Origin of the sequence: Pseudescherichia sp. AS216 (assembly GCF_037152055.1) — a bacterium.
Lineage (GTDB): Bacteria > Pseudomonadota > Gammaproteobacteria > Enterobacterales > Enterobacteriaceae > Pseudescherichia.
On sequence record NZ_JBBCMV010000009.1, the window covers coordinates 35,835 to 60,267 of the forward strand.

Below are 24,433 nucleotides of genomic sequence, written 5' to 3' on the forward strand. Positions count from 1 at the left end.
AAAAATGACTCTGCCTTAAAAAAGATCGTTAAGCATAACGCCCACGCCTACGCGTGTCTGGTTAAAGTTGTAATCAATTAATGATTCACCGTAACCGCTGTAAACCTGGGTATACAGGCGCACGTGCCTCGTGACTGGATAGCTCAGACCCAGCTCGGCACCGCCGTAGCCGGTGTTCCAGTTGTACTGTCCTTTAGCACTCAGAATGGCCTCACCCAGCTGATAACCGACCTTGAGCTGGTAGTAGCCCATATACTTGGTGATATCCGGATTATCATCGGTGTCGCCCACCACGAACCACGGTTTTACCTCTACCAGCCAGTTAGCATTTTGTGCCATCAGGCGGCTATAGATGCGGTTCCAGCTGCGGGAAGTCGGATCGGAGCGGCCGTTAGAGTCGTGATTGTACCCGAACTCGACGTCGCGCAGCGTCCAGCCTGCCAGTTCATAGTCAGTAGCGAAGCCGAGGAACAGCTGCGGCTCGTAGTTGGTTTCACGAAACGGTGAAGATTCACCGCTGTTAGAGAGCTGCCACCAGGACTTCTGCGTATAGGAGGCGCCCAGCACCGAGTTTGGCCCAATGATACCGCGCCAGAACGGGAATGCCAGGCTGAGCTGGAATTTTACCTCATCTTTGCGCGCGTTATCGGACCAGTTGTAGGTGTTGATCGCCTCTTTGTTGAGATCGCTGGTCACCGTATAGAGCAGATAGTTGGACTCATACGGATAGAGCGTAAAGGGGTTATCGTGCTCCTGTAACATATTCGCGATGATGCTGCCGCGTACCGCTGGCGCATCGTGTACTGCTTTAACCGTGGCTTCCTGCGCTAATGCTGTAAAAGGCAGTGCGATGGCTGACAAAAACCAGGGCAGATACGTCCGCATCGGTTTTGCTCTCCTGACCAAAATTGTTGAGATGGGTAATATTCAGACACCTATTTTACATCTTTCTATAAACGCTGCGCAGCTATCGTTTCCGAAAGTGGAAAACAACAATTAAGAAGCATAAAATCAACAACTCATTAACTACCGGACGCATAAAATAATGTCAGCCGTTCTTACCGCCGAAGAAGCGTTACAGCTGGTGGGCGAAATTTTTGTTTATCACATGCCGTTTAACCGCGCGCTGGGTCTGGAGCTGGATCGCTATGAAAAATCCTTCGCCCAGCTCAGCTTTAACAACCAGCCGATGATGGTTGGCAACTGGGCGCAAAGTATTCTTCACGGCGGCGTCATCGCCTCTGCGCTAGACGTTGCGGCAGGGCTGGTCTGCGTCGGCAGCACGCTCACTCGCCATGACACCATTGCTGAAGAAGAGCTGCGTACGCGCCTCGCAAAGATGGGTACCATCGATCTGCGCGTCGACTATCTGCGTCCTGGGCGGGGCAATCGCTTTACCGCGACCAGCAGCCTGTTGCGGGCGGGTAATAAAGTTGCCGTGGCACGGGTTGAGCTGCATAACGAAGAGCAGCTCTATATCGCCAGCGCCACGGCAACCTACATGGTAGGTTGAGACGGTGAAATCGTTTAACATGCTGTTACTTTTTGATGACGGATTTGGATGTTCCGATGGATGCTAAGCAGACGCGGCAGGGTGTATTACTCGCTCTTGCCGCTTATTTTATTTGGGGTATCGCACCGGCGTACTTCAAGCTAATCGACTATGTTCCCGCCAATGAGATCTTTACTCATCGGGTTATCTGGTCGTTCTTTTTTATGGTGGCGCTGATCAGCGTGAGCCGCCAGTGGTCACGGCTGAAAAACCTGCTGCGCACGCCGAAGAAGATCCTGCTGCTGGCCCTCTCGGCACTCTTGATCGGCGGTAACTGGCTGCTGTTTATCTGGGCAGTTAATAACCATCACATGCTGGAAGCCAGCCTCGGCTACTTTATCAACCCGCTGGTTAATATTGTGCTGGGTATGATCTTCCTCGGCGAACGCTTTCGTCGCATGCAGTGGCTGGCGGTGATCCTTGCCGGCTGCGGCGTGCTGGTGCAGCTCTGGACCTTTGGCTCACTGCCGATCATCGCCCTGGCGCTGGCGTTCAGCTTTGCCTTCTACGGCCTGGTGCGTAAGAAAATTGCCGTCGATGCCCAGACCGGTATGCTGATCGAGACCCTGTGGCTGCTGCCGGTCGCCGCCGTCTGGCTGTTCGGCATCGCTGACAGCCCAACCAGCCATATGGGCAGTAACCCCTGGTCGCTCAACGTGCTGCTGATGGCTGCGGGCGTGGTAACCACCATCCCACTGCTCTGCTTTACCGGCGCAGCCACCCGTCTGCGCCTTTCGACGCTCGGCTTTTTCCAGTACATCGGCCCGACGCTGATGTTCCTGCTGGCGGTCACCTTCTACGGCGAGATACCGGGCATGGACAAGATGGTGACCTTTGGCTTCATCTGGGTAGCGCTGGCCGTATTCGTGATGGATGCTCTCTACACCCAGCGCCGGATGCGAAAAATATAACCTGTCTTCCCCTCTTCACAGGGAGAGGGGAATGCGCTCTCGTCGTCACTTACGCCCTACCAAAGTTCGTAGTCAACAATTAACAATTGCTTCCCATTTTAATACTATCCTTAATACCTTTCAGCCAAAGCGTTATTACATGCTCTATAAACTATTCGTTCCTACTAATAGTGGTAGGATTTCACGCGGCCTCTATATCGCGGCCTTTTTAGTTATTAATATCCTCGCGCTATTTTTATATGCCGAGGTCGAAAACGCTATGGTACTCATAGCGGCAACACTTTTCTTTCAGTACCTCGTGATCAACATTAATTGCTGCCGACTGCGTGACAGCGGCTTCAAAAAAATAGTGTGGTATGTCTTACTTACCATTGTCGTATTTATCGTTGCTCTGTTAGCCGACATGAATGAAGAGTATGACGTGACAGGCAGCGGCTTTAGGATCTATGTGGCGTGGTATTTTATCTGCTTTATTGCGCTGATTTTGGCCCCCACAGAGGGAAAGGATCCTGCACCACATAGCGATACTCATAGCAAGGAATAACATTATGAAACACGACTATATGAACGACCCTTCCATTAGTGATAAATGGAAATTCCGCTTCTCATTTCTCGACAAAAACGGTGTGCCGGGCTTCTGGGGAAATACCCCTGAATGGAAAGCGGCTTATAAGAAGTTGACCTTTGGCCAGCGCCTGAAAGTGGCAATGAACTTTTATGCCCTCTTTTTCTCAGTCATCTATTTGCTGATTCTGGGTCTGTGGAAAAAAGCAGTCGTCGTAATCTTATTACAAATTTTAGTCGGCTTTATTGTGTTCCTGACCGATTTTGGCTGGCTGGGATCGGTGGTGTCGTTATGGGTCGCCTTCCGCACCAACATTTGGTATTACCAGAAAGTGGTGCTTAAACAGCAGGACTGGGGCCTTTAAGAGAGTTACGGCGGTTCAGAGTGAACCGCCGTGACATTTACAGCCAGTTTTTACGTTTGAAGTAGAGATAGGGCGCCAGCCCGGCGAGCATCATAAAGACGATCGCGCCCGGATAGCCGAAGCTCCAGTGCAGTTCTGGCATAAACTCAAAGTTCATCCCGTAGCTGGAAGCCACCAGCGTCGGCGGCAGGAACACCACCGAGACCACCGAGAAGATCTTGATGATTCGGTTCTGCTCGATATTGATAAAGCCCATCGCCGCCTGCATCAGGAAGTTGACCTTCTGAAACAGGGATTCGTTATGCGGCAGCAGGGATTCGATATCGCGTAGGATCTCCCGAGCCTGCTCCAGCTGACTGCCCGGTAGACGCGCCTTACGTACCAGGAAGTTAAGGGCACGTTGGGTATCCATCAGGCACAAACGCACCTTCCAGCCGATATCCTCCTGCTCCGCCAGCGCAGAGAGCGCCTCGTCATACTCATCGCCCTGCTGGCCTTCCATAATGACGCGGCTCAGCTTCTCCAGATCGCTGTAGATGTTCTCGATCTCGTCCGCCAGCTGTTCGATTTTGGTCTCAAAGAGATCGAGCAGCAGCTCGTAGGCGTTACCGTCAACCATCGCCTGGCTGCGGGCGCGCATCCGATAGAGGCGAAATGCCGGCAGCTCACGCTCGCGCAGGGTAAACAGGCGACCGTCACGAATGGTGAACGCCACCGTCGAGTTACCGGCGTGATCCTCTGCATCTTCAAAAAAGAAGAAGGAGTGGATATGCAGCCCGTCTTCATCCTCAAAGAAACGCGCGGAGGCTTCGATATCCTCCAGCTCAGGACGCGTCGCAAGGCTCTGGCCAAGATCCGTCTGCACACGGTTACGTTCATCATCGTCCGGCTCGACCAGATCCACCCACACGGCATCGATCAGGGTAGGTGCCTCTTCAACCTCGAGACGGGTCAGACGGTTATTTTCCAGTTGAAATGCGCTCAACATGACCGGGACTCCCAATACAAAAATTATCGGACAGTTCGGTGGGCACACAGAAACAAATTGGGTTTCAGACCATTAAACAGCCTGACTCAGCGCGACGGGAATTATTGTCGCTGACAACCACTAAGGCCATCAGCGCGAGGAGATAGCCTTAGGAGTTGTTCCTGAATGACAGGGAATTGAGCCAGCATCTACTGGGTGTGTCCAAGGCGAATGTCCTCTTAGCGTGATCGTGCGCGCATGTTACGCCAGCTAAAATATGGCGTCAACACGCAACGGAACGCTGAAGAGCAATAATTGGCCTTCAGCGTTTAAGGGTAGCAGAGTATTACAAAATAATGATATTTTTCTGAACGTTACACTTCTTCCAGCCGTGCATAAGCGGCTACCAGCCATTTGATCCCCTGGCCCTGGAAGGCCACCTGCAGACGGCTATGCTCGCCGCTGCCCTCAAGGTTGACGATGGTGCCTTCACCAAATTTAGGATGACGCACCCGCTGACCGAGCTTGTAGCCAGAGTCGTTCTGCGTCACCGGCGTCCCCATACGCTGATGGTTCACCGGGCGGCTGATGCTGGCGCGCAGGCGCACCTCTTCCACACAGTTTTCCGGCAGCTCGCCGATAAAGCGTGATGGACGGTGGTAAACCTCTTTGCCATACAGACGGCGGGTTTCAGCATAGGTCAGCGTCAGCTTCTGCATGGCACGGGTCACGCCGACGTAAGCCAGACGGCGCTCCTCCTCCAGCCGGCCACCCTCATCAAGGGACATCTGGCTGGGGAACATCCCCTCTTCCATGCCGACAATAAAGACCTGCGGGAACTCCAGACCCTTTGCCGAGTGCAGGGTCATCAGCTGCACCGCATCCTGCCAGGTATCGGCCTGCCCCTCGCCCGCTTCCAGCGCCGCGTGGGAGAGGAACGCCTGCAGCGGCATCAGATCTGCGTCTTCGTCGTTGTAGCTAAACTGACGCGTTGCCGTCACCAGCTCCTCTAAGTTTTCGATACGAGCCTGGCCCTTTTCGCCTTTCTCCTGCTCGTACATCATCCACAGGCCGGAGTCTTTGATCACCCGATCGGTCTGCACGTGCAGCGGCATATCGGCGGTCTCCTGGGCCAGGGCGTCGATCAGCTCAAGGAAACGCTGGAGCGCATTGGCGGCGCGGCCGGCTAGCGCCCGCTCCTGCAACAGCTCCCGGCTAGCCTGCCACAGAGTCAGCTGGCGATCGCGCGACGCCTGGCGCACCACGTCGAGGGTGCGATCGCCAATGCCGCGCGTCGGCGTATTCACCACGCGCTCAAAGGCCGCATCGTCGTTGCGATTGGCAATCAGGCGCAGGTAGGAGAGAGAATCTTTGATCTCCTGGCGTTCGAAGAAGCGCATGCCGCCATAGATACGGTACGGCATGCCTACCTGCAACAGCGCCTCTTCCAGCACGCGCGACTGGGCGTTGCTGCGGTAGAGGATCGCGCACTGCTCCAGCGCGCCGCCGCTCTCTTGCCAGGTCTTGATGCGGTTCACCACGAAGCGCGCCTCGTCGAGTTCGTTGAACGCGCAGTAGAGCGAAATCAGCTCGCCGTCGAGGCCCTCGGTCCAGAGCTTTTTCCCGAGGCGACCGTTGTTGTTCTCAATCAGGGCGTTAGCCGCGCTGAGAATGTTGCTGGTCGAGCGGTAGTTCTGCTCCAGGCGGATGGTCTCTGCGCCGGGGAAGTCGTTGAGGAAGCGCTGGATGTTTTCAACCTGTGCGCCGCGCCAGCCATAGATAGACTGGTCGTCGTCGCCCACGATCATCACCTTGCCGGTATCTCCCGCCAGCAGACGGATCCAGGCGTATTGAATGTTGTTGGTATCCTGAAATTCATCCACCAGGATGTTGGTAAAGCGCTCGCGGTAGTGGTTGAGAATATGCGGCTTGTTGAGCCACAGCTCGTGAGCACGCAGCAGCAGCTCGGCAAAGTCCACCAGCCCGGCGCGATCGCACGCCTCCTGGTAGGCCTGATAGACCTTCTGCCAGGTCTGTTCAACCGGGTTACCAAAGCTCTGAATATGGTGTGGACGGATGCCTTCGTCTTTCTGGCCGTTGATGTACCACATCGCCTGCCGCGGCGGCCACTGCTTCTCGTCGAGGTTCATGGCCTTGATCAGACGACGCAGCAGGCGCAGCTGATCTTCGCTGTCGAGGATCTGAAAATCCTGCGGCAGGTTGGCGTCCAGATGATGGGCGCGCAGCAAGCGGTGCGCCAGCCCGTGGAAGGTGCCGACCCACATGCCACCCTGGGTGTTGCCCATCAGCTGGCCGATACGGTGGCGCATCTCTGCCGCCGCTTTGTTGGTAAAGGTCACTGCCATAATCGAGTACGGCGAGCAGTTCTCTACGCTCAGTAGCCAGGCGATACGGTGAACCAGCACGCGCGTCTTACCGCTGCCTGCGCCCGCCAGCACCAGCATGTTGCTGCGCGACGCGGCTACGGCGTCACGCTGTTTGTCATTAAGGCTGTCGAGCAGGTAAGAAACGTCCATTGGCACCGCCGGGAGAGAGGGGCCGTACAGACCCCTGTTAATATATACAGATTATCTGGTGATTATATCAGCGAGGTCAGAGATGCCAACCGGGAAATTTCAACGTGGGGTAATAAGCGACTGTCGGTCGCGGTCAGCAGGCTAACGCCTTGCGGTTTGATCCAGCAGGCCTGCATCCCGCAGCGGATCGCGCCCGCCACGTCGGTGGTGAGGTCATCGCCCACGTGCAGGATCTCGCCCAGCGGCAGGGAGAGCTTCTCCGCCGCCCGATGATACATATCCTGATGCGGCTTCGAACGTCCGTCCGGGCCAGCGCGCAGGACAAACTCAAAGTAGTCGCCGAGGCCAAAGCGCTCCGGCTGCGCATTACCGTTGGTGATCGCTACCAGCGGCCACTTTTTGGCCAGCGCCGCCAGCGTATCGTGCGTCGCCTGCGGGACATCGATCCGGCTGCGCCAGATAGCAAAGTTTGCCATCGCCGCCGTGGCCCCCTCTTGCGCCTCTTCCGCGCTCAGGCCAGCATCCAGCATGGCGCGCTCTACCGACCGCCGCCGCCACTCTGTGACGTCATGGCAGATATCCGGCTCGCTTTCACGCAGCGCCTGCCGCAGCCGATGGAAATCGGTATTCTGCAGATGGTTAAGCGAGGGGTGATAGTTTTGCACAAAGGTCAGCGACTCGTGCTCGGTCCGCAGGATCACCTCACGGTTATCGTACAGGGTGTCATCAAGGTCAAAGGTCAGCGCCGAGATCTGACCCAGTGGACGATAAAAACGCATTATTTCCCCCGTTTGGCGCGTGGATGCGCCGCGTCGTACACCGAGGCAAGGTGTTGAAAATCAAGATGGGTATAGATTTGCGTGGTGGATAAGTTCGCGTGGCCCAGCAGCTCCTGCACGCCGCGCAGGTCGCCGCTCGACTCCAGCATGTGGGTGGCAAAGGAGTGGCGCAGCTTATGCGGATGCACGTGGCTGTTCAGCCCCTGCTTAATGCCCCACTCGGCAAACCGCTTCTGCACGTTGCGCGCCGAAATACGCTTGCCGAGCTTCGACAGAAACAGCGCGTCTTCATCCGTACCAAACAGCCCGCGCAGATCCAGCCAGTGTTCAACCCAGATGACCGCGTTGCGGCCTATCGGCAGACGACGCTCCTTGCTGCCTTTGCCCAGCACCCACACCTCGCCGGTGTCGAGATCGAGATGGCGGATGTCCAGGTTTACCAGCTCAGAGAGACGCAGGCCCGCACCGTACATCACCTCCAGCATCGCCCGGTCGCGCACGACCAGCGGATCGTTAAGATCGATATTCAGCAGACGGTTAACGTCATCGACGTCGATATTTTTCGGCAGGTGGCGCGGCGCTTTCGGGGCAGATATCCCCTTCGCCGGGTTGGCCACCAGCTCGCCCTGGCTCACCAGCCAGTCAAAAAAGCTGCGCAGGGCCGAGAGCCGCAGCGCAAGGCTTGCTGCGCCCAGACCCTTACGTCGGCTCTTCACCGCAAAGCTGCGCACCACGGCGGCATCGCATTCCGGCCAGCTCTTCACGCCGCTCTCGTCCGCCAGCGTAATAATGGCAGCGAGCTGGCGCTCATAGTTCAGCAGGGTGATGGGACTTAGCTGCCGCTCAACGCTCAGGTAGCGCAGAAAACGGGCAACCAGCGGCTGCAGCGGCGAGTCGATCATATGCGTTCAATCCAGCGCGCCAGCAGTTCCGGCAGCATGGCCGCCACCTCTTGCAGCAGCTGGGTGCCCTGATCCGGGTGGTAGTGGGTCACATCCCGGCTACTGAAAATAATCACGCCGAGATCGCCGTCGCGGCCCATCATGGAGAGCGCCACGGAGCCGATAGCACGTGCCTCGGGCAGCAGCAGCAGCAGCTCAGGCCCGTTAAGCGGCCCCAGATAGTGGTTCTCATGGCCCAGGCGCTGAATACGCAGCGGCTCAAACGCCTGCCGGCTCAGCGCCAGATGGGTAAAGTCAGAGGGCGCGCCGATGCGCCAGCGATCGGAGAAGAGACGGATGCTGGCACCGGCCAGACCCATCTCTTTTGCCCAGCGCTGGAAACGCACCAGCAGATCCTCAAGGCTGCTGGCCGAAGCCATCTGCCCCTGCAGACGCAGCAGGCAGGAGAAGAGATCTTCATTGCTGCTCGCCTGCTCCATCAGCAGGGTCATGTTCTCTTCCAGCAGGTTAATATGGTTGCGCGCGCGCATCATCTGCCACTCAACCAGCGATACCGCGCCGCGCACCGGGTGCGGGACCTCGATCATCTGGACCGCATGGGCATTGCGAATAAAAAACTCAGGATTGCGCAGCAGGTAATCCACGACCTCACGATCGGTTAGTTCGGCCAGGGCCGCCTGCTGCTCTTCCTCAATGTGCTTCATAGATGAATAAATCCGTCGTAGACGTGTGTTGCCGGGCCGGTCATAAACAGCGGCTGGCCCGGACCCTTCCAGGCAATATCAAGACGGCCGCCTGGAAGCTCCACGCGTACCTCTTCTGCCAGTAAACCTTGCTGGATCCCTACGGCCACTGCCGCACAGGCACCGCTGCCGCAGGCCTGGGTTTCGCCCGCGCCGCGTTCAAAGACGCGCAGGCGAATATGTTCGCGCTTAACGACCTGCATAAAGCCGATATTGGCGCGCTCCGGGAAGCGCTCGTGGCTCTCCAGCACCGGACCCAGGGTTTCAACCGGGGCGGTGTCGACACTGTCCACCTGAATCACGCAGTGCGGATTCCCCATCGAAACGACGCCGCACAGAATGGTCTGTTCAGCGACGCGCATGATATAGGTTTTTTCCGCTTTGTTCGCACGGAACGGCACGGCAGAGGGCTCAAAATTGGGCTCGCCCATATTCACCCGTACCAGCTCATCTTCCGTGACGCTCAGCACCATACGCCCGTTGGCGGTGCTGACGCGGATATCACGCTTGTTGGTCAGCCCTTTCAGACGGACAAAACGGGCGAAGCAGCGTGCACCGTTGCCGCACTGCGACACTTCGCTGCCGTCGGCGTTGTAGATCCGGTAGTGAAAGTCGAGATCCGGATCGTAAGGCGGTTCGACGATCAGCAGCTGATCGAAGCCAACGCCCAGATGGCGATCCGCCAGCCGGCGGATCAGCTCTGGCGAAAAGAAGACATTCTGCGTTACCGCGTCGACGACCATAAAGTCGTTGCCAAGGCCATGCATTTTAGAGAACTGCATCATTGACTCCATTGCACAGAAACAGAATGTTACCGTCAGTAAATCACCTGGGTTGGGCCATCGGCGGTCCCGCGATCGTTACGCGTCGGCGTGCTTGTCTGAGCCGGGTTATCCACTTTCTTGGTTGGCGGCGGAGCAGATTTGTCAGCGGGCGGGAAATAGAGAGGTCCCTTCAAACCGCAGCCCGTCAGGCTAAAGAGGGTCAGAAGTACCGCCAGCGAACGAAAAACGTTTTTCATTATGGTTGCCTGTAAGTTCATGCTTTATGTTTTCTATCATCGCAGGAGAGGGCACAAAAGCAAGAGTTTGCACGCCGCCTGCAATGGGAATTATTTCGCGTTATACTGCCGCCATCACGATCAGAAGGAAAAAAAATGAACGACTCTGAGTTTCACCGCCTTGCCGATGGCCTGTGGCAGAACATTGAAGAGCGCCTGGATAGCTGGGACGGCGACAGCGATATCGACTGCGAGATCAACGGCGGCGTGCTGACCCTAACCTTTGAAAACGGCAGCAAAATCATCATTAACCGTCAGGAGCCGCTGCACCAGGTGTGGCTGGCAACGAAACAGGGCGGCTATCACTTCGACCTGAAAGGCGACGCGTGGATCTGCGATCGCACCGGCGACGAGTTTTGGGATGTGCTGGAGCAGGCAGCAACGCAGCAGGCCGGGGAGCCGGTGAGCTTCCGTTAATAACGGCTACGCGCCCTCGTAGGCCCGGTAAGCGCAGCGCCACCGGGCGCTACCTTAAGAGAACTGTCCTCAGGAAAAATAGTGCTGCAGCAGTGGCGCGTCGTTGTTCGGACTGGCCGGCGGCACTACGCCAATCGCCTGATTGCGGAACGGGATCACCTGCGCACGCCCGTCAACTTTTACAATCTGATAGAACTGCGGCAGATTGAAGTTGATAAAGCTGGAGCCGTAGGTAAAGCGATCGTGGGATGAAGAGTAGAAGCGGCTTACGTCGCGCACCAGCTCCTCTTTGCTGCCCTCGCAGTGGTGATACACCTCTGCCCGGTTGCTCTCGTCCAGGATATAAATATTAAAGCCCGCCTCGTCACCCGACTCTTCAAAGAAGAACTGGATAATCCCTTCGCTGGCAAACCCATCCACCACCGGCGGCAGTTTGACCTGATTGGTCTCTACCTGCACCGACAAGCCATGCAGCTTGTTGTGGGAGATCGCGCCATAGAACTCAATAGCATTCTCCAGCTTCTGCACCGAGACGTTCAGACGCTCAAAGAAGAGGCCCCACGTCTGCCCGGCGACGCGTAGCGCTTTAAAGCGTCCGGTCTCCTGGCGGGTGCTGGAGAGGCGCAGTTCGATACACTCTGACACCAGCTGCTGCACCCGGGTACGAATCAAACCGCGCAGGTGTTGGCTATAGCAGAACACCTCAACGCTATCCGGCGGCGCGGCGTCCTGATGCATCTTGCCCAGAATGGTTTTCAACGCCTCGATCATCGCCTGCTCGCCGTTAAAGTGCAGGGTACGCACCTCGTTCCACGAGTTGCGATAGAGCAGATCGACGCTGCCTACCAGACAGTTTTGCTGCTCGCCGAAGCTAAACACGTCCAGCTTGCGGAAGTCAAAATGGACTACCTGATTGCGGAACGCCGCCGTCGGGTCGTACTCCAGATTGACAATGATCGCCAGATGACGAATTTCACACGGACTGTAGAGCGCCTTCGGCGTTGGCGCAGGCAGACGCAGCGGGAAGTGGTGCGACACGTCGGCCACCATCTCCTGCAGCTTCGCCAGATCGACAATGCCGTTGCCCTTAATAAACAGATGCGTGCGCGACGTCAGCAGGCCGTTAAACCATGCCCACGCCACCAGCTTGTTCAGATAGCGGTTATACTCCAGCGGCTGCTGGCTGATAATCGAATCCATGCTCGGGGCGCGGTTATAGAGATACCAGCCGGAGCGGTTGGCGCGACCAGGCGGCACATGAATAAAGGTCAGATTCGGCTCAGAGAGATCCGGCGAAATTTGCGGGTTTACCAGCGTCACTTTCCCCGGCAGCGCTTCAAACGCGGCATACAGCTTACGGGTCAGGACGCCGATATCCTGCGGACTGGCGGAGACGCTCAGGTTGTTACGCCGTGCAAAGCGGATCAGGTTACGATAGCTCTGCATCATGGCATCGAGCAGTTCGTTATGCGCTTCGCGCACCTGGCCGATTTTCCAGTTGGCGCGGTTATCGAGCATGGCGAGACGCGCTTCGTCCCAGCCCCACTCCTTCACCAGCGAACTCACGACTTCGCGTCGCCAGCCAACGCAGGCGCGCTCGCGGCTCAACTTTTCACACACTTTTAGGTAGAAACAGCGACGCACCAGATCAAGGCGCGTAAAGTCTTCGATCGCCGTCAGATAGTGAGTGACCCGCTCCAGCATCATGCAGTAGTGATCGAGCCCAAAGGAGACGATCTCCCCGTCGTGCAGCCGCTGTTTGATATCTTTTGCCAGCAGGCGCGTGTTCGGGTACTCCCAGGAGTAGGCCTCCAGCAGCAGCGTTTTCAGCACCGCTTTATAAGGAGAGTCGATACTTTTATAGAGCTGCCACAGGCTAGCCCCGAAGTACTCCTCCGCCGACAGCGAGCTCAGCCCGCCGAGATCCAACCACTCGTTTGGCGTCAGCACGCCCTGGGCATACAGCGACATCACATAGTCGTCGTAGTTGGCCTCTTCATCGCCGGGCACCATATTCCACAGAATACGTTTCCCCGCCAGCCGCACGGCGGTACGGTAAAACTCATCAAGCAGTAGGATGTGCTGAGTAGAGCCGCAGTCCTCCCCGCCGAGGCTGCCGCTTTCGTTATGGCGGAAGCGGTTTTCGTCGATCAGGAAGAAGCTTACCTCTACGCCGAGCGAGGCGGCCCAGCTCTCCAGCAGGCTGCATTTACGTTGTAATAGCTGGCGCTCATCGCTGTCGAGCCACGACTGATGGCACACCCAGATGTCGAGATCGGAAGAGCTGCTCTGTCCGACCGATGAGGTGCTACCCATAGTATAGAGACCGGTGATCGGCAGTTCGCCCTTAGGCGACTCCTGCACCGGCAGGCCGCGACTTAGCTCCAGCTCGTTAAGGTAGTGGAGCTGGTTTTCATCGGGCGTGTAGAGGCAGATGCCACAGGGAACGCTACCTTCAAGGTAGCCCGGCATCAGCGGATGATGATAATGCAATAATGTAGGCAGCAGACTGTATACCTGCTGGAAAGCAGGCCCCATAGCGGCCAGCGCGCGATCGACACGCAGTTGGTTTATGGCATCCAGTCTCTGTTTCAGAGTCTCAATATAGAGGTACAAGACGTATCGCCTGATGTTTTAAACCTTTCCGTAGCGCCATGCTGACAGCAACGTCGACAATCGCGGTCCGGTTCAGATTTTTAGTATTACAAAGATACCCGTCACCCTTTTTCGTCCTTATGATTATGTGAGGACAGACGAAAAAATGGTCTAAAACGTGATCAATTTAACACCTTGCCGATTGACCGTAAAGAAAGATGCGCTACATACAAGTGTAGCATCGTTCGTTACGTGTAAATCTCAGAATACGGCCACTTCGCCCTGCTGCGCAATCACCCGTGAAAACTGACACCCTAAGACAACGGTGTTAGGATGGTCAATGGACGACAATGACGGTAACAAGCATGCCAGACACTATTTTAAGAATCGCCACACGCCAAAGCCCCCTAGCGCTCTGGCAGGCACACTATGTTCAGCAGCGCCTGATGGCCTGCCATCCGGGGCTCAACGTTGAGCTGGTGCCAATGGTCACGCGTGGCGATGTGATCCTCGATACCCCCCTCGCGAAAGTCGGCGGCAAAGGGCTGTTCGTTAAAGAGCTAGAGCTGGCCCTGATTGAGAACCGCGCCGATCTGGCCGTCCACTCGATGAAAGATGTGCCGGTTGAATTCCCGCAAGGGCTGGGGCTGGTCACCATCTGCGAGCGGGAAGATCCCCGCGATGCCTTTGTCTCTAATCACTACGAGAGCCTGGACGCCCTGCCTGTAGGCAGCGTGGTTGGCACGTCAAGTTTACGCCGCCAGTGTCAGCTGGCCGAACGCCGCCCGGATCTGCAGATCCGTTCGCTACGCGGCAACGTCGGCACCCGGCTGGGCAAGCTCGATAACGGCGACTACGACGCCATCATTCTTGCGGTTGCCGGACTCAAACGTCTTGATCTCGAGTCACGCATTCGCGTGGCGCTGCCGCCGGAACTCTCTCTGCCCGCCGTGGGACAGGGTGCGGTAGGCATTGAGTGCCGTCTCAACGATGAGCGCACCCGCGCGCTGCTGGCACCGCTTAACCATGATGATACGGCGCTGCGCGTCAAAGCCGAGCGGGCCATGAACATGCGGCTGGAGGGCGGCTGCCAGGTGCCTATCGGCAGCTATGCTGAACTGGTCGGCGGAGAGATCTGGCTGCGGGCGCTGGTGGGTGCACCGGATGGCTCGGTGATGGTTCGGGGCGAACGCCGTGGCAAGCCGGAAGAGGCGGAGCAGCTGGGCGTGTCTCTCGCTGAAGAGCTGCTGGCTAACGGCGCGCGTGAGATCCTGGCCGAGGTCTATAACGGAGAAGCCCCTGCATGAGTATCCTGGTCACCCGCCCCTCTCCCGCCGGGGAGGAATTAGTGAGCCGTCTGCGCGCACTGGGCAAGGTGGCCTGGAGCTTTCCGCTGATCGAATTTACCCCTGGCCGGGAGCTGGCTACGCTGCCCGACCGCCTTGCCGCATTTTCTGCTGACGACCTTATCTTTGTGCTGTCGCAGCATGCGGTGGCATTTGCTCACGCGCATCTCCAGCATCACGGCCTTCATTGGCCGCTTGCGCCCCGCTATTTTGCCATTGGGCGTACTACCGCCCTGGCACTTCATACCGTAAGCGGCATCAATGTACGCTATCCGTTGGATCGGGAAATTAGCGAAGTGTTGCTACAATTACCTGAATTACAAAATATTGCAGGTAAGCGTGCAATGCTGTTACGTGGCAACGGTGGACGCGAGCTGTTAGGCGACACGCTGGCGGCACGCGGCGCTGATGTTACATTTTGTGAATGTTATCAACGTAGTGCGAAGTATTATGACGGCGCGGAAGAGGCAATGCGCTGGCAGACTCGCGGCGTCACCACCCTTGTGGTGACCAGCGGCGAGATGCTCCAGCAGCTTTTCTCATTGATTCCAGCCTGGTATCGCGAAAACTGGTTACTTCGCTGCCGTCTTTTGGTGGTAAGCGAACGTCTGGCGCACCTCGCCCGGGATCTGGGCTGGCAGGATATTCAGGTCGCTGATAACGCTGACAACGATGCGCTGCTGCGCGCATTACAATAACTCTCATAATGGGAAGCCATAATGACGGAACAAGAAAACACCTCTGCCGGGGTTGAAGAGACCAGGGAGGCCGTGGAGATGACGCCACAGCCAGAAAAAACTGAGAAGAGAGATCGCGCCATTAAGACCAGCCTCGCGCTGAGCGCGATTGCCATCGCCATTGCGCTGGCGGCGGGCGTAGGGCTTTATGGCTGGGTGAAACAGCAGACCTCAACGCAGTCCGCTAACAGCGACGCGCTGGTGAGCCAAATTACCGCCCTGCAAAAAGCGCAGGAGACGCAAAAAACGCAGTTTGAAGGCATTATCAAGCAGCAGAGCGATGCCCTGGCCGCCGCAGAGCGCCAGCAGGCCGAGCAGAACAAGCAGCTTGATGAGCTATCGCAGAAGGTCGCAACCATCTCCGGAACCGACGCCAAAACCTGGCTGCTGGCTCAGGCCGATTTCCTGGTGAAGCTGGCCGGTCGTAAGCTGTGGAGCGATGGCGACGTCACTACCGCTGCCGCGCTGCTGAAAAGCGCCGACGCGAGCCTGGCCGATATGAACGATCCCAGCCTGATCGCCGCCCGCCGCGCTATTACCGACGACGTGGCCAGCCTCTCCGGCGTGGCGCAGGTGGATTATGACGGCATCATCCTCAAGGTTAACCAGCTCTCCAACCAGATCGACAATCTGCGCCTGGCGGATAACAACGACGACGATGCGCCGATGGATAACGACAGCAGCGAGCTCTCCAGTTCGCTGAGCGAGTGGCGGGTAAACCTGCAAAAGAGCTGGCACAACTTTATGGACAGCTTTATTACCGTTCGCCGCCGCGATGAGACCGCGGTCCCGCTGCTCGCTCCGAACCAGGATATCTACCTGCGCGAGAACATCCGCTCTCGTCTGCTGGTTGCCGCGCAGGCCGTGCCGCGTCATCAGGAAGAGACCTACAAGCAGGCGCTGGATAACGTCTCCAGCTGGGTACGCGCGTACTACGATACCGATGATGCGAGCACCAAAGCGTTCCTTGAAGAGGTGGATAAACTCAGCCAGCAGAATATCACCATGGAGCTGCCGGATTCGCTGCAAAGCCAGCCGATTCTGGAGAAGCTGATGCAGACGCGCGTGCGTAACCTGCTGGCACAGCCAGTGGCAGCGGCGAATGAAGCTCCGCCCGCTCCGGCGGCGAATGAAGCAGCGCCTGCCGCTGCGCCGCAGCAGGGGGAATAATCATGCTAAAAGTATTGCTCCTCTTTGCACTGCTGCTCGCCGGGATCGTTGTCGGGCCTATGGTCGCCGGGCATCAGGGCTATGTGCTGATCCAGACCGATACCTACAATATTGAAACCAGCGTCACGGGTTTGGTGATTATCCTGATCCTCGCCATGGTGGTGCTGTTTGCCGTTGAGTGGCTGCTGCGCCGTATTTTCCATACCGGTGCGCGCACTCGCGGCTGGTTCACAGGTCGCAAACGCCGCCGCGCCCGCAAGCAGACCGAGCAGGCGCTGTTGAAGCTGGCTGAGGGTGATTATCAGCAGGTTGAAAAGCTGATGGCGAAAAATGCCGATCACGCCGAACAGCCGATGGTCAACTATCTGCTGGCCGCCGAGGCAGCCCAGCAGCGCGGCGATGAGGCCCGGGCTAATCAGCATTTGCAGCGCGCTACCGAGCTTGCTGGTCACGATCCTATTCCGGTTGAGATCACGCGCGTGCGTCTGCAGCTGGCGCGTAACGAAAACCACGCGGCACGCCACGGCGTTGATAACCTGCTGGAGATTACGCCTCGCCACCCGGAAGTGCTGCGTCTGGCCGAGCAGGCTTATATTCGTACCGGAGCCTGGAACTCGCTGCTGGACTGTCTCCCCTCCATGGCGAAAGCGGGCGTCGGTGACGAAGCCCACCGCGAGGCGCTGGCCCAGCAGGCGTGGATTGGCATGATGGATCAGGCGCGGGCCGAAGGAGGCAGCGACGGCCTGAAGACCTGGTGGAAGCACCAGAGCCGCAAGACCCGTCATCAGGTTGCGCTCCAGGCGGCCATGGCCGAGCATCTTATTGAGTGTGACGATCATGATACTGCCCAGGCGATCCTGCTCGACGGGCTGAAGCGTCAGTATGACGACCGTCTGGTACTGCTGATCCCGCGTCTGAAAACCAACAACCCAGAGCAGGTAGAGAAGGCGCTGCGTCAGCAGATCAAAACCCAGGGCGATCGCCCGCTGTTATGGAGTACGCTTGGCCAGTCGCTGATGAAGCACGGTGAGTGGAAAGAGGCGAGCCTGGCGTTCCGCGCCGCGCTGAAGCAGCGCCCGGATCCGTTTGATTATGCCTGGCTGGCTGATACCCTTGATCGTCTGCAGCAGCCGGAAGAGGCAGCCGCCATGCGCCGCGACGGCCTGATGCATACCCTGCAGAACAATCCCCCGCAGTAAACCCGCCATAAAAAAACGCCCGCTCTGAAACCAGAGCGGGCATTAAACAGGTCTGCGTGACAACAAATTTGGTGCTTCACTCAACGTTGTGTCCATGGTGTTTGATGAGGCCGGAGCGACATCTGTCTGTGGACGATAAGCACCATTAAACGGCTCTGCGTCATTCCTGAGTTTATGAGGCCTTGCGGCGAGCATAAGAGATGGAATGAGCATCTACAGGTATATTATTGCACAAGCCGTGCCACTTTTTCACTCCTAAAACTAGCAGCCTGTATTCATTTAGGAATTATGGAAGGCGTCACGAAATTACGCTGAGAAGCAGGGTGAAGTGCGCATAAAATAGCAAAAGTGTCACCTTATGGCGACAAAAAAGACACTTCCATAATAAGGTTACTTAAAACAATAAATTAAGTGTCTTTCATTAACGACACCTGACATAGCCTTCGTCTGCTTAATAGTTTTCAGCCTCTCTATTTTGCTCATTTCCACAGGCCTGGATGCTGTACCTTTTGTTTAATATTGCACCAGGTATGCTTAATAAAATAAAAAGGAATCGAAATGAGCAATCCAACTATTGCCATCGGCACGCCGATAGTCAACGTCACTGATAATCGGGGACTGACCGTGCGCACCCTCAACTGGAACCGAGGGCAGTCTGCGGACCCGCTACGCCTGCTGATTGGTCATGCGTATGTGGATGACGCCAGCCGGGTAGCGGCGTATCGCGATCCGCGCCTGTTTACGGCCTGGACAACAGCCAGCGCGTCTCCGGCAAACTTGCGAACTATGGTTTCGCTGGCGGGCCAGGTGCTGCGGCGGGAGAGCAGCGACAGCGGCAGCCAGGTGACGCTGTTTGACTCAACGGACCGCCCGGCATGGGTCCAGGACGGGTGCAGCACAGTGCAGACCGTAGCGTACGATGAACTGGGACGACCTGAGTACGGCAGGGAGCAACCGGGTGGAAGTCATGACATTCGCGTCAGCTGGCGCAACGAATATGGTGACAGCGGTCCGGCGGATGACGGCTCGCAGGGGAACAACCTGCGCGGCGTCTGCGTAGCGCAGTATAACGATGGCGGCCTGGTACAGGTGAACGCGGTGGCGCTGAGCGGGGCGGTGCTCAGCCAAGGCCAGCGCTTCCTGGCGTCAGCGGAGGCGTTACCGGACTGGCCTGAGGATGAGGCCGGGCGGGAGGCGCTGCTGGAGGCGGAGACATACACCACGTCCGTCACCGCCGACGCCCGCGGCGCTGTCCTGAACCAGACGGATGCCGAAAGCCATATGCAGGCCTGGCGCTATAACGTTAGCGGCAACGTCTGTTATCAGGACGTCACCCCGGCAGGCGGAGTGACGCAGACTTTACTTAATAGCGTAACATGGAGCGCGGCGGGACGATTGCTGACGGAGTCTGCAGGGAACGGCGTGACAACCAATTACGGCTATGACCTCCAGAATCAGTGGCTTTCCACCATCACGACGCAACGTGCGGATAAGACGACGCTTCAGGCCCTGAGCTACGGATATGACTCCACCGGCAACGTTACTTCCATTAGCGACGGTACCGTGACGTCGCGCTATTACCGTAACCAGGCCACTGACGGTTCGCGGCTGTTCACCTATGACGCCCTCTACCAGCTGCTGAGCGCCACCGGGCGCGAGAACGCGAATAACACCGGGATGCAATACAGCAGCCTGCCAGCGATGTCAGACGGCAGCCAGTATGTGAACTACAGCCGCAGCTATGCGTATGACGACAGCGGCAATCTGTCCACCCTGAAGCATACCGGTGCGGGAAGTTTCACCCGCATCATGACCACGGAGAGCACCTCCAACCGCAGCGTGCAACAGAGCGATGGCGGGCCGCAGACGCCGGATGAGGTCGTGGACTGGTTTGACGGTAACGGCAATCTGTTAAAACTCCAGGCCAGCGCCGCAGGCAGCGACGGCATGACGTGGGACGGCAGCAACAACCTGCAGTCGGTGACCCTCGTCAGCCGCAGCACCGACATTACGCAGAACGACCGGGAGCTATATCAGTACAGCGGCCGCCAGCGGGTGCGTAAACAGACCCGGACTCTGGTGAACAGCAGTAGTGGGCTGTGGAACGTGGACGAGGTACGCTACCTGCCGGGACTGGAGCTGCGTAAGAGCTGGCAGGAGACGGCGGAGGGTGACAGTGCGTTGTCAGAGGAGTTGCACGTAATTACCGGTCAGGCGGGACGGGCAGGTATCCGGGTCCTGCACTGGGAAACCGGACAACCGAGCGGTATCGAGAATAACCAGGTGCGCTGGAGCGTGGATGATAACATCGGCTCGCTGTCGCTGGAGTTAGATGCCGAAGGCCAGCTTATCAGCCGGGAGGAGTATTACCCGTTCGGCGGCACAGCGGTATGGACGGGGCGCAGTGAAACCGAAGCCAGCTACAAGACCGTGCGCTACTCGGGCAAGGAGCGGGACGGCACCGGGCTGTACTACTACGGCCACCGCTACTATGCCTCGTGGCTGTGCCGGTGGATGAGCGCCGACCCGGCAGGCGAGGTGGATGGTCTGAATCTGTTTCGGATGGTAGGTAATAATCCGGTAACGCTCAAAGATAGTACTGGCCTCTATACAAACGAAGAGTGGTCCAGTCATATGCTCGAAGTAATGAATGCGTTTAATCTCAGACCATTACCTGAAAATTTCACCCATTTTTTTGGTACTAATTTAATGGAGCAATTTGCTGCGATGTTCCCCATCGTCGCCGGGGTTATGAATCCCCATCAGTTAAACCAGAATTGTTATTACTGCACGATAGCAGCGTTAATAAATACAGATGTAAATAATATTGTTAACCATACGGAGACCATGCAACAGGACTCTGCTTCACTGGATGAAATTGACTTACTATTTAACCAAGTAGGCGTACACGTTAGTGCGCAGAATTTTAATGACCATATGGGTTCTCCTCAAGATCGCTGGCAGGCAACGTATGATTATTTGAATAGAGAATTAGCCAACAATGAAGCCGTTGGGTTAGCTTATCGACGACCGGCCAACGTTCAGCAGAACGTTTTTTCTCCCGGAGGGGGGCATGTCGTTACAGTGACAAGAAGCAATGAAAATATTTATGTTCTGGATTATCAGTCAGGCCAAATCAGCTTAATAGACAGAAACACGCCGCCTGAGAGTCTGCCACATGAAAGTTATCATGTTTTTCAGCAGGTTACGAGAGCAGCCGCAACAGATAGCTGGCAAGAAGCCTATGATTTTATAACAATCCAATTTCTGCGAGGTCGTTCTCAATTAGGATTAATAGGCCTGGAGATAAATGGTCGTATGGAAACGTCCAGATATGAAATGACATCATCTGGAGAGTTAATTATAGAAGTCGCTCATCAACCGCACACCGTATCGCGAGACATTGTTTTGCAGAATGCGCTGGGAGCAAGTAATGAAATGATAAGGTTATGGCCTGCCGCTGCCACAGACGCACGATGAGTCGGAAATTGTCAGGCATGTGGTCGGCGAGCGAGGATGACTCGCCACTTCGTGGCTTCGCCCTGCGGGTCGTTGCTGAAGCAACGCTCTCTCGCTTCGCTCGAGTCGAACCTCCTGCCCCGGAGGTTCTCATCCTCTGTGAAATTTGGGCGAAAAAAAACCCCGCTATAAAGCGGGGTTTCTAAATGTGGTCGGCGAGAGAGGATTCGAACCTCCGACCCACTGGTCCCAAACCAGTTGCGCTACCAAGCTGCGCTACTCGCCGATGTACTGCTTTTTGAATTTTTAGTTCAATTCATTTTAAGTCGTGGTGCGAGGGGGGGGACTCGAACCCCCACATCCAAAGGACACTAACACCTGAAGCTAGCGCGTCTACCAATTCCGCCACCTTCGCATTTCACAACTTTAAATAATGGGGTGGCTAATGGGATTCGAACCCACGACAACTGGAATCACAATCCAGGGCTCTACCAACTGAGCTATAGCCACCACTACAAATTCTTTTACGCGGTCCTGTTAACTTCACAGTCCACCGCAGCTCCAGCACCGGGTAAAATGGTGCGCCCGACAGGATTCGAACCTGAGACCTCTGCCTCCGGAGGGCAGCGCTCTATCCAGCTGAGCTACGGGCGCTTAGCGCCGTTGCGGGGCTGGATATTACGGACTTCCCCCCCCGCTGTCTAGTGCCTTTTTAAATAAAATGCGCGTTTGGTTACGCTTTGTGCATTTTGTCTTTTATTTCTCCGCTTTTTGCGCTGCAGTATGCTGATTGAGACGTAAAACCTTGTAGACCAGCGATACCACAGCCAAAAAGATGATGCCGACAAACAGCGACATACGGGTGTCGTCGTTAAAACCCATGCCGATTAATACGCAGATCAGGAACGCCATCGTTAAATAGTTCGCCCACGGGAAGAGGACCGAACGGAACGGATGCGTGGCAATCCTGGCTTTGTGAGCCTCGCGGAAACGCAGCTGGCTAATCAGAATGACAAACCACGGCACCATTCCCGGCAGTACGCTGGCGCTGTAGACGTAGACAAACACGCGCTGCGGGTTAGGAATGATGTAGTTGAGGCAGGAGCCCACTAGCAGAATAGCAATCGAAATAGCGACGCCTACTACCGGCACGCCGTGGCGCGATACCTTTGCCACCGCAGCAGGCAGCTGACGGTTTTTGGCCAGCGCATAGAGCATGCGTCCGCAGCTGTACATTCCGCTATTGCAGCCCGAGAGCGCAGCGGTGAGTACCACAAAGTTAATGATCCCTGCCGCTGCGGTAATACCGATCTTAGCGAAGGTCAGCACAAACGGACTGCCGTTGCTGCCGATCTCATTCCACGGGAAGATAGTGACGATAACGAAAATCGCCCCTACGTAGAAGATCAGAATACGCCACAGCACCTTGCCCACCGCGCTGCGCAGCGTGACCTGCGGGTTTTTCGCCTCACCGGCGGTAATGCCGATCAGCTCGACGCCCTGATACGAGGCGACAACAATACAGAGCGCGGTCAGGAAGCCTTTCCAGCCGCCGGCAAAAAAGCCGCCGTGCTCGGTGAGGTTACCGAAGCCAATAGCCTGCCCGCCGTTGCCGAAGCCATAGAAGATCACGCCAAGTCCGACAATAATCATTACCACGATAGTGGTGACTTTGATCATCGCAAACCAAAACTCAATCTCGCCATACAGCCGCACAGCAGCCAGATTAGCGAGCGCCACCAGCCCAACGGCAATCAGGGCCGGTATCCACTGCGCCATCTCCGGGAACCAGAACTGAACGTAGACGCCAATCGCGGTGATCTCTGATATCCCTACCGCCATCCACATAAACCAGTATGACCAGGCGGTGAGATAGCCAAAGAACGGGCTCATATAGCGGTGGGCATAGACGGCGAACGAACCGGCTACCGGCTCAAGAAAGAGCATTTCGCCCATTGAGCGCATGATGAAGAAAACAAAAAGCCCGGCCACAATATAGGCCAGTAATACTGACGGCCCTGCCCATTTCAGGGTGCTTGCCGCCCCCATAAACAGGCCAACGCCTATTGTACCGCCCAGGGCGATAAGTTCGATATGTCGTGCTTCCAGCCCACGCTGAAGCTCCGGTTTACTCTCGGCCATAAATCCTCTGTCGTGTTTACTACTGTCCCGACGCTGCGGGTTATCGTTATGAGTGCAATCTCAGCTCATTGCGGCCGCAGGGCGATGCAAATAGCACTCCCGTGCCGCGTTGAGTGAGCGAATGGTTTCTTAATTTCGCTGAAATGGCAAATGATGCATAAGAAAAATCAGTAGAAAGCACAATAAAGCAGCAAACAGAGGGCAGGCACGGCGCAGCAGAATCGCTGCGCCGTCAGAGGGTTAGAGCTGGCCGCGATAGTGCCAAGCCAGGTAGCGCAGCAGTCGCAGCTGGCGCGTGATGCGGCTGGGCTGTGATAGCAGGCGATAGAGCCACTCCAGGCCCATCCGCTGCCACACCTTCGGCGCACGCTTAACGTGGCCGGTAAAGACGTCATAGGTACCGCCAACGCCCATATAGAGCGCGTGAGGATAAACTTCCCGACAGTCACGCATCAGCAGCTCCTGACGCGGGGAGCCCATCGCTACGGTGACAATCTTCGCCCCGCTGTCGCGGACGCGTTCAAACAGCGCCTGGCGCTGCTCGGGCTGGAAATAGCCATCCTGGCCGCCGACAATGTTTACCTGCCAGCGGTCGCGCAGCTGCTGCTGCGTCTGGGCCAGCACGCCAGGCTTGCCGCCGATCAGGAAAACCGGCGTCCCCTCTTTCCCGGCGCGCTCCATGAGCGCTTCCCAGAGATCGGCCCCCGCCACCCGCTCAACCACCGCCTGCGGGTACTTTTTGCGCATTGAGCGCACCACACTGATGCCGTCCGCATACTTAAACTCTGCCGCCTCGATCAGTGCCCGAACCTGGGCGTCATCCTCAAGGGTCAGCATCTTCTCGGCGTTAATCGCCACCAGCGTGCCCTGCTTAAGCTCGCCACCGGCAAAGAGGAAATCCAGCGCGTGGGCCATGTTACGCCAGCCAATCAGCTTCAGACCGCGCAGCGTATAGGTTGGCGCAGTAGTGGTGTCCGTCATGATGATA

The 24,433-nt window shown here is 56.8% G+C and carries 22 protein-coding genes, 4 tRNA genes and 1 other RNA gene; 10 read left to right on the top strand and 17 right to left on the bottom strand.

The genetic code is table 11. The features are described 5' to 3' along the window. Positions 1-15: 15 nt before the first annotated feature. Complete coding sequence (gene pldA / locus WFN61_RS19545) at positions 16-885, bottom strand: phospholipase A (protein WP_144819184.1); 870 nt, start codon at positions 883-885, stop codon at positions 16-18. Between the two features lie 160 nt (positions 886-1,045). On the opposite strand from pldA, the gene yigI reads away from it, so the two are divergent. From yigI to WFN61_RS19565, 4 genes are read left to right on the top strand one after another with little or no spacing between them, the layout of a single operon-like run. Continuing rightward, positions 1,046-1,513, top strand: a complete 468-nt coding sequence (gene yigI / locus WFN61_RS19550) for an acyl-CoA thioesterase YigI (protein ID WP_144819182.1) — start codon at positions 1,046-1,048, stop codon at positions 1,511-1,513. Between the two features lie 56 nt (positions 1,514-1,569). Continuing rightward, on the top strand, positions 1,570-2,463 hold the full coding sequence (gene rarD / locus WFN61_RS19555) for an EamA family transporter RarD (protein ID WP_257759178.1): 894 nt from the start codon (positions 1,570-1,572) through the stop codon (positions 2,461-2,463). A 31-nt stretch (positions 2,464-2,494) separates the two neighbouring features. After that, entirely contained in the window at positions 2,495-3,007 is a 513-nt protein-coding gene (locus tag WFN61_RS19560; RefSeq protein ID WP_337039114.1) for a hypothetical protein, read from the top strand. Positions 3,008-3,011: 4 nt separating this feature from the next. After that, entirely contained in the window at positions 3,012-3,392 is a 381-nt protein-coding gene (locus WFN61_RS19565) for a DUF2628 domain-containing protein (protein ID WP_042394921.1), read from the top strand. A 37-nt stretch (positions 3,393-3,429) separates the two neighbouring features. Here WFN61_RS19565 and corA read toward each other — a convergent pair whose 3' ends face one another. From corA to lptM, 8 genes are all read right to left on the bottom strand, one after another. After that, positions 3,430-4,380 carry a magnesium/cobalt transporter CorA gene (gene corA, locus WFN61_RS19570; RefSeq protein WP_222889085.1) on the bottom strand — a complete coding sequence of 317 codons (951 nt, stop codon included), beginning with the start codon at positions 4,378-4,380 and terminating at the stop codon, positions 3,430-3,432. Between the two features lie 148 nt (positions 4,381-4,528). After that, positions 4,529-4,585, bottom strand: a complete 57-nt coding sequence (gene ysgD / locus WFN61_RS21005) for a YsgD/CorL family protein (RefSeq protein ID WP_353621329.1) — start codon at positions 4,583-4,585, stop codon at positions 4,529-4,531. A 148-nt stretch (positions 4,586-4,733) separates the two neighbouring features. Further along, a complete protein-coding gene (gene uvrD, locus WFN61_RS19575; protein ID WP_337039115.1) occupies positions 4,734-6,896 on the bottom strand; it encodes a DNA helicase II in 2,163 nt (720 codons plus the stop codon). A 62-nt stretch (positions 6,897-6,958) separates the two neighbouring features. Next, the gene (yigB, locus tag WFN61_RS19580) at positions 6,959-7,675 is read right to left on the bottom strand and encodes a 5-amino-6-(5-phospho-D-ribitylamino)uracil phosphatase YigB (protein WP_337039116.1); all 717 of its coding nucleotides are present in this window, start codon (positions 7,673-7,675) and stop codon (positions 6,959-6,961) included. Next, positions 7,675-8,577, bottom strand: coding sequence for a tyrosine recombinase XerC (gene xerC, locus WFN61_RS19585; RefSeq protein ID WP_337039117.1), 903 nt, complete (start codon positions 8,575-8,577; stop codon positions 7,675-7,677). The genes yigB and xerC overlap by 1 nt, the downstream gene beginning before the upstream one ends. After that, positions 8,574-9,281, bottom strand: coding sequence for a DUF484 domain-containing protein (locus WFN61_RS19590; RefSeq protein ID WP_144819156.1), 708 nt, complete (start codon positions 9,279-9,281; stop codon positions 8,574-8,576). Before WFN61_RS19590 ends, xerC begins: the two co-directional genes overlap by 4 nt. Continuing rightward, positions 9,278-10,102: a diaminopimelate epimerase gene (dapF, locus tag WFN61_RS19595; RefSeq protein ID WP_337039118.1), complete on the bottom strand. Its 825-nt coding sequence runs from the start codon at positions 10,100-10,102 to the stop codon at positions 9,278-9,280. The genes WFN61_RS19590 and dapF overlap by 4 nt, the downstream gene beginning before the upstream one ends. 35 nt (positions 10,103-10,137) lie before the next feature. After that, entirely contained in the window at positions 10,138-10,341 is a 204-nt protein-coding gene (gene lptM, locus WFN61_RS19600) for an LPS translocon maturation chaperone LptM (protein ID WP_144819152.1), read from the bottom strand. A 135-nt stretch (positions 10,342-10,476) separates the two neighbouring features. Between lptM and cyaY the strand changes: the two genes are divergently transcribed. Continuing rightward, the gene (gene cyaY, locus WFN61_RS19605; protein WP_144819150.1) at positions 10,477-10,797 is read left to right on the top strand and encodes an iron donor protein CyaY; all 321 of its coding nucleotides are present in this window, start codon (positions 10,477-10,479) and stop codon (positions 10,795-10,797) included. 69 nt (positions 10,798-10,866) lie between these two features. Here the strand turns inward: cyaY and cyaA are convergent, their stop codons facing one another. After that, positions 10,867-13,413 (bottom strand): class I adenylate cyclase, encoded by a 2,547-nt coding sequence (gene cyaA, locus WFN61_RS19610; protein ID WP_144819148.1) that lies wholly within the window; start codon positions 13,411-13,413, stop codon positions 10,867-10,869. 344 nt (positions 13,414-13,757) lie between these two features. Between cyaA and hemC the strand changes: the two genes are divergently transcribed. The 5 genes from hemC to WFN61_RS19635 all read left to right on the top strand — a co-directional run bounded on the left by hemC (position 13,758) and on the right by WFN61_RS19635 (position 21,324). Then, a complete protein-coding gene (gene hemC / locus WFN61_RS19615; protein WP_312283151.1) occupies positions 13,758-14,699 on the top strand; it encodes a hydroxymethylbilane synthase in 942 nt (313 codons plus the stop codon). Continuing rightward, entirely contained in the window at positions 14,696-15,436 is a 741-nt protein-coding gene (gene hemD / locus WFN61_RS19620) for a uroporphyrinogen-III synthase (RefSeq protein ID WP_312283150.1), read from the top strand. Before hemC ends, hemD begins: the two co-directional genes overlap by 4 nt. Before the next feature lie 21 nt (positions 15,437-15,457). Then, on the top strand, positions 15,458-16,645 hold the full coding sequence (gene hemX, locus WFN61_RS19625; RefSeq protein WP_144819142.1) for a uroporphyrinogen-III C-methyltransferase: 1,188 nt from the start codon (positions 15,458-15,460) through the stop codon (positions 16,643-16,645). A 2-nt stretch (positions 16,646-16,647) separates the two neighbouring features. Then, a complete protein-coding gene (gene hemY / locus WFN61_RS19630) occupies positions 16,648-17,844 on the top strand; it encodes a protoheme IX biogenesis protein HemY (protein ID WP_257759171.1) in 1,197 nt (398 codons plus the stop codon). A gap of 558 nt (positions 17,845-18,402) precedes the next feature. After that, positions 18,403-21,324 (top strand): RHS repeat-associated core domain-containing protein, encoded by a 2,922-nt coding sequence (locus WFN61_RS19635; protein WP_337039119.1) that lies wholly within the window; start codon positions 18,403-18,405, stop codon positions 21,322-21,324. Positions 21,325-21,344: 20 nt separating this feature from the next. Here WFN61_RS19635 and WFN61_RS19640 read toward each other — a convergent pair. From WFN61_RS19640 to wecG, 7 genes are all read right to left on the bottom strand, one after another. After that, a non-coding RNA gene (locus WFN61_RS19640) (RtT sRNA) lies at positions 21,345-21,478 on the bottom strand. A 34-nt stretch (positions 21,479-21,512) separates the two neighbouring features. Continuing rightward, positions 21,513-21,589, bottom strand: a tRNA-Pro gene (locus WFN61_RS19645). A 43-nt stretch (positions 21,590-21,632) separates the two neighbouring features. Beyond that, positions 21,633-21,718: transfer RNA gene (locus WFN61_RS19650), tRNA-Leu, on the bottom strand. Positions 21,719-21,737: 19 nt separating this feature from the next. After that, a tRNA-His gene (locus WFN61_RS19655) sits at positions 21,738-21,813 on the bottom strand. A 67-nt stretch (positions 21,814-21,880) separates the two neighbouring features. Continuing rightward, positions 21,881-21,957 (bottom strand) — tRNA-Arg (locus tag WFN61_RS19660). Positions 21,958-22,059: 102 nt separating this feature from the next. Next, on the bottom strand, positions 22,060-23,445 hold the full coding sequence (gene thrP, locus WFN61_RS19665) for a bifunctional threonine/serine APC transporter ThrP (protein WP_312283148.1): 1,386 nt from the start codon (positions 23,443-23,445) through the stop codon (positions 22,060-22,062). Positions 23,446-23,685: 240 nt separating this feature from the next. Continuing rightward, positions 23,686-24,426: a lipopolysaccharide N-acetylmannosaminouronosyltransferase gene (gene wecG, locus WFN61_RS19670; protein ID WP_144819134.1), complete on the bottom strand. Its 741-nt coding sequence runs from the start codon at positions 24,424-24,426 to the stop codon at positions 23,686-23,688. Between the last annotated feature and the right edge of the window lie 7 nt (positions 24,427-24,433).

Bases quoted from the DNA above. Each gene is read 5' to 3' on its own strand.
- WFN61_RS19590 (WP_144819156.1), bottom strand. From the start codon at position 9,281: ATGAAGCACATTGAGGAAGAGCAGCAGGCGGCCCTGGCCGAACTAACC.
- wecG (WP_144819134.1), bottom strand. From the start codon at position 24,426: ATGACGGACACCACTACTGCGCCAACCTATACGCTGCGCGGTCTGAAG.
- corA (WP_222889085.1), bottom strand. From the start codon at position 4,380: ATGTTGAGCGCATTTCAACTGGAAAATAACCGTCTGACCCGTCTCGAG.
- WFN61_RS19635 (WP_337039119.1), top strand. From the start codon at position 18,403: ATGAGCAATCCAACTATTGCCATCGGCACGCCGATAGTCAACGTCACT.
- hemX (WP_144819142.1), top strand. From the start codon at position 15,458: ATGACGGAACAAGAAAACACCTCTGCCGGGGTTGAAGAGACCAGGGAG.
- pldA (WP_144819184.1), bottom strand. From the start codon at position 885: ATGCGGACGTATCTGCCCTGGTTTTTGTCAGCCATCGCACTGCCTTTT.
- lptM (WP_144819152.1), bottom strand. From the start codon at position 10,341: ATGAAAAACGTTTTTCGTTCGCTGGCGGTACTTCTGACCCTCTTTAGC.
- WFN61_RS19560 (WP_337039114.1), top strand. From the start codon at position 2,495: ATGCGCTCTCGTCGTCACTTACGCCCTACCAAAGTTCGTAGTCAACAA.
- hemY (WP_257759171.1), top strand. From the start codon at position 16,648: ATGCTAAAAGTATTGCTCCTCTTTGCACTGCTGCTCGCCGGGATCGTT.
- uvrD (WP_337039115.1), bottom strand. From the start codon at position 6,896: ATGGACGTTTCTTACCTGCTCGACAGCCTTAATGACAAACAGCGTGAC.
- yigB (WP_337039116.1), bottom strand. From the start codon at position 7,675: ATGCGTTTTTATCGTCCACTGGGTCAGATCTCGGCGCTGACCTTTGAC.
- xerC (WP_337039117.1), bottom strand. From the start codon at position 8,577: ATGATCGACTCGCCGCTGCAGCCGCTGGTTGCCCGTTTTCTGCGCTAC.
- hemD (WP_312283150.1), top strand. From the start codon at position 14,696: ATGAGTATCCTGGTCACCCGCCCCTCTCCCGCCGGGGAGGAATTAGTG.
- dapF (WP_337039118.1), bottom strand. From the start codon at position 10,102: ATGCAGTTCTCTAAAATGCATGGCCTTGGCAACGACTTTATGGTCGTC.
- cyaY (WP_144819150.1), top strand. From the start codon at position 10,477: ATGAACGACTCTGAGTTTCACCGCCTTGCCGATGGCCTGTGGCAGAAC.
- hemC (WP_312283151.1), top strand. From the start codon at position 13,758: ATGCCAGACACTATTTTAAGAATCGCCACACGCCAAAGCCCCCTAGCG.
- thrP (WP_312283148.1), bottom strand. From the start codon at position 23,445: ATGGCCGAGAGTAAACCGGAGCTTCAGCGTGGGCTGGAAGCACGACAT.
- rarD (WP_257759178.1), top strand. From the start codon at position 1,570: ATGGATGCTAAGCAGACGCGGCAGGGTGTATTACTCGCTCTTGCCGCT.
- yigI (WP_144819182.1), top strand. From the start codon at position 1,046: ATGTCAGCCGTTCTTACCGCCGAAGAAGCGTTACAGCTGGTGGGCGAA.
- WFN61_RS19565 (WP_042394921.1), top strand. From the start codon at position 3,012: ATGAAACACGACTATATGAACGACCCTTCCATTAGTGATAAATGGAAA.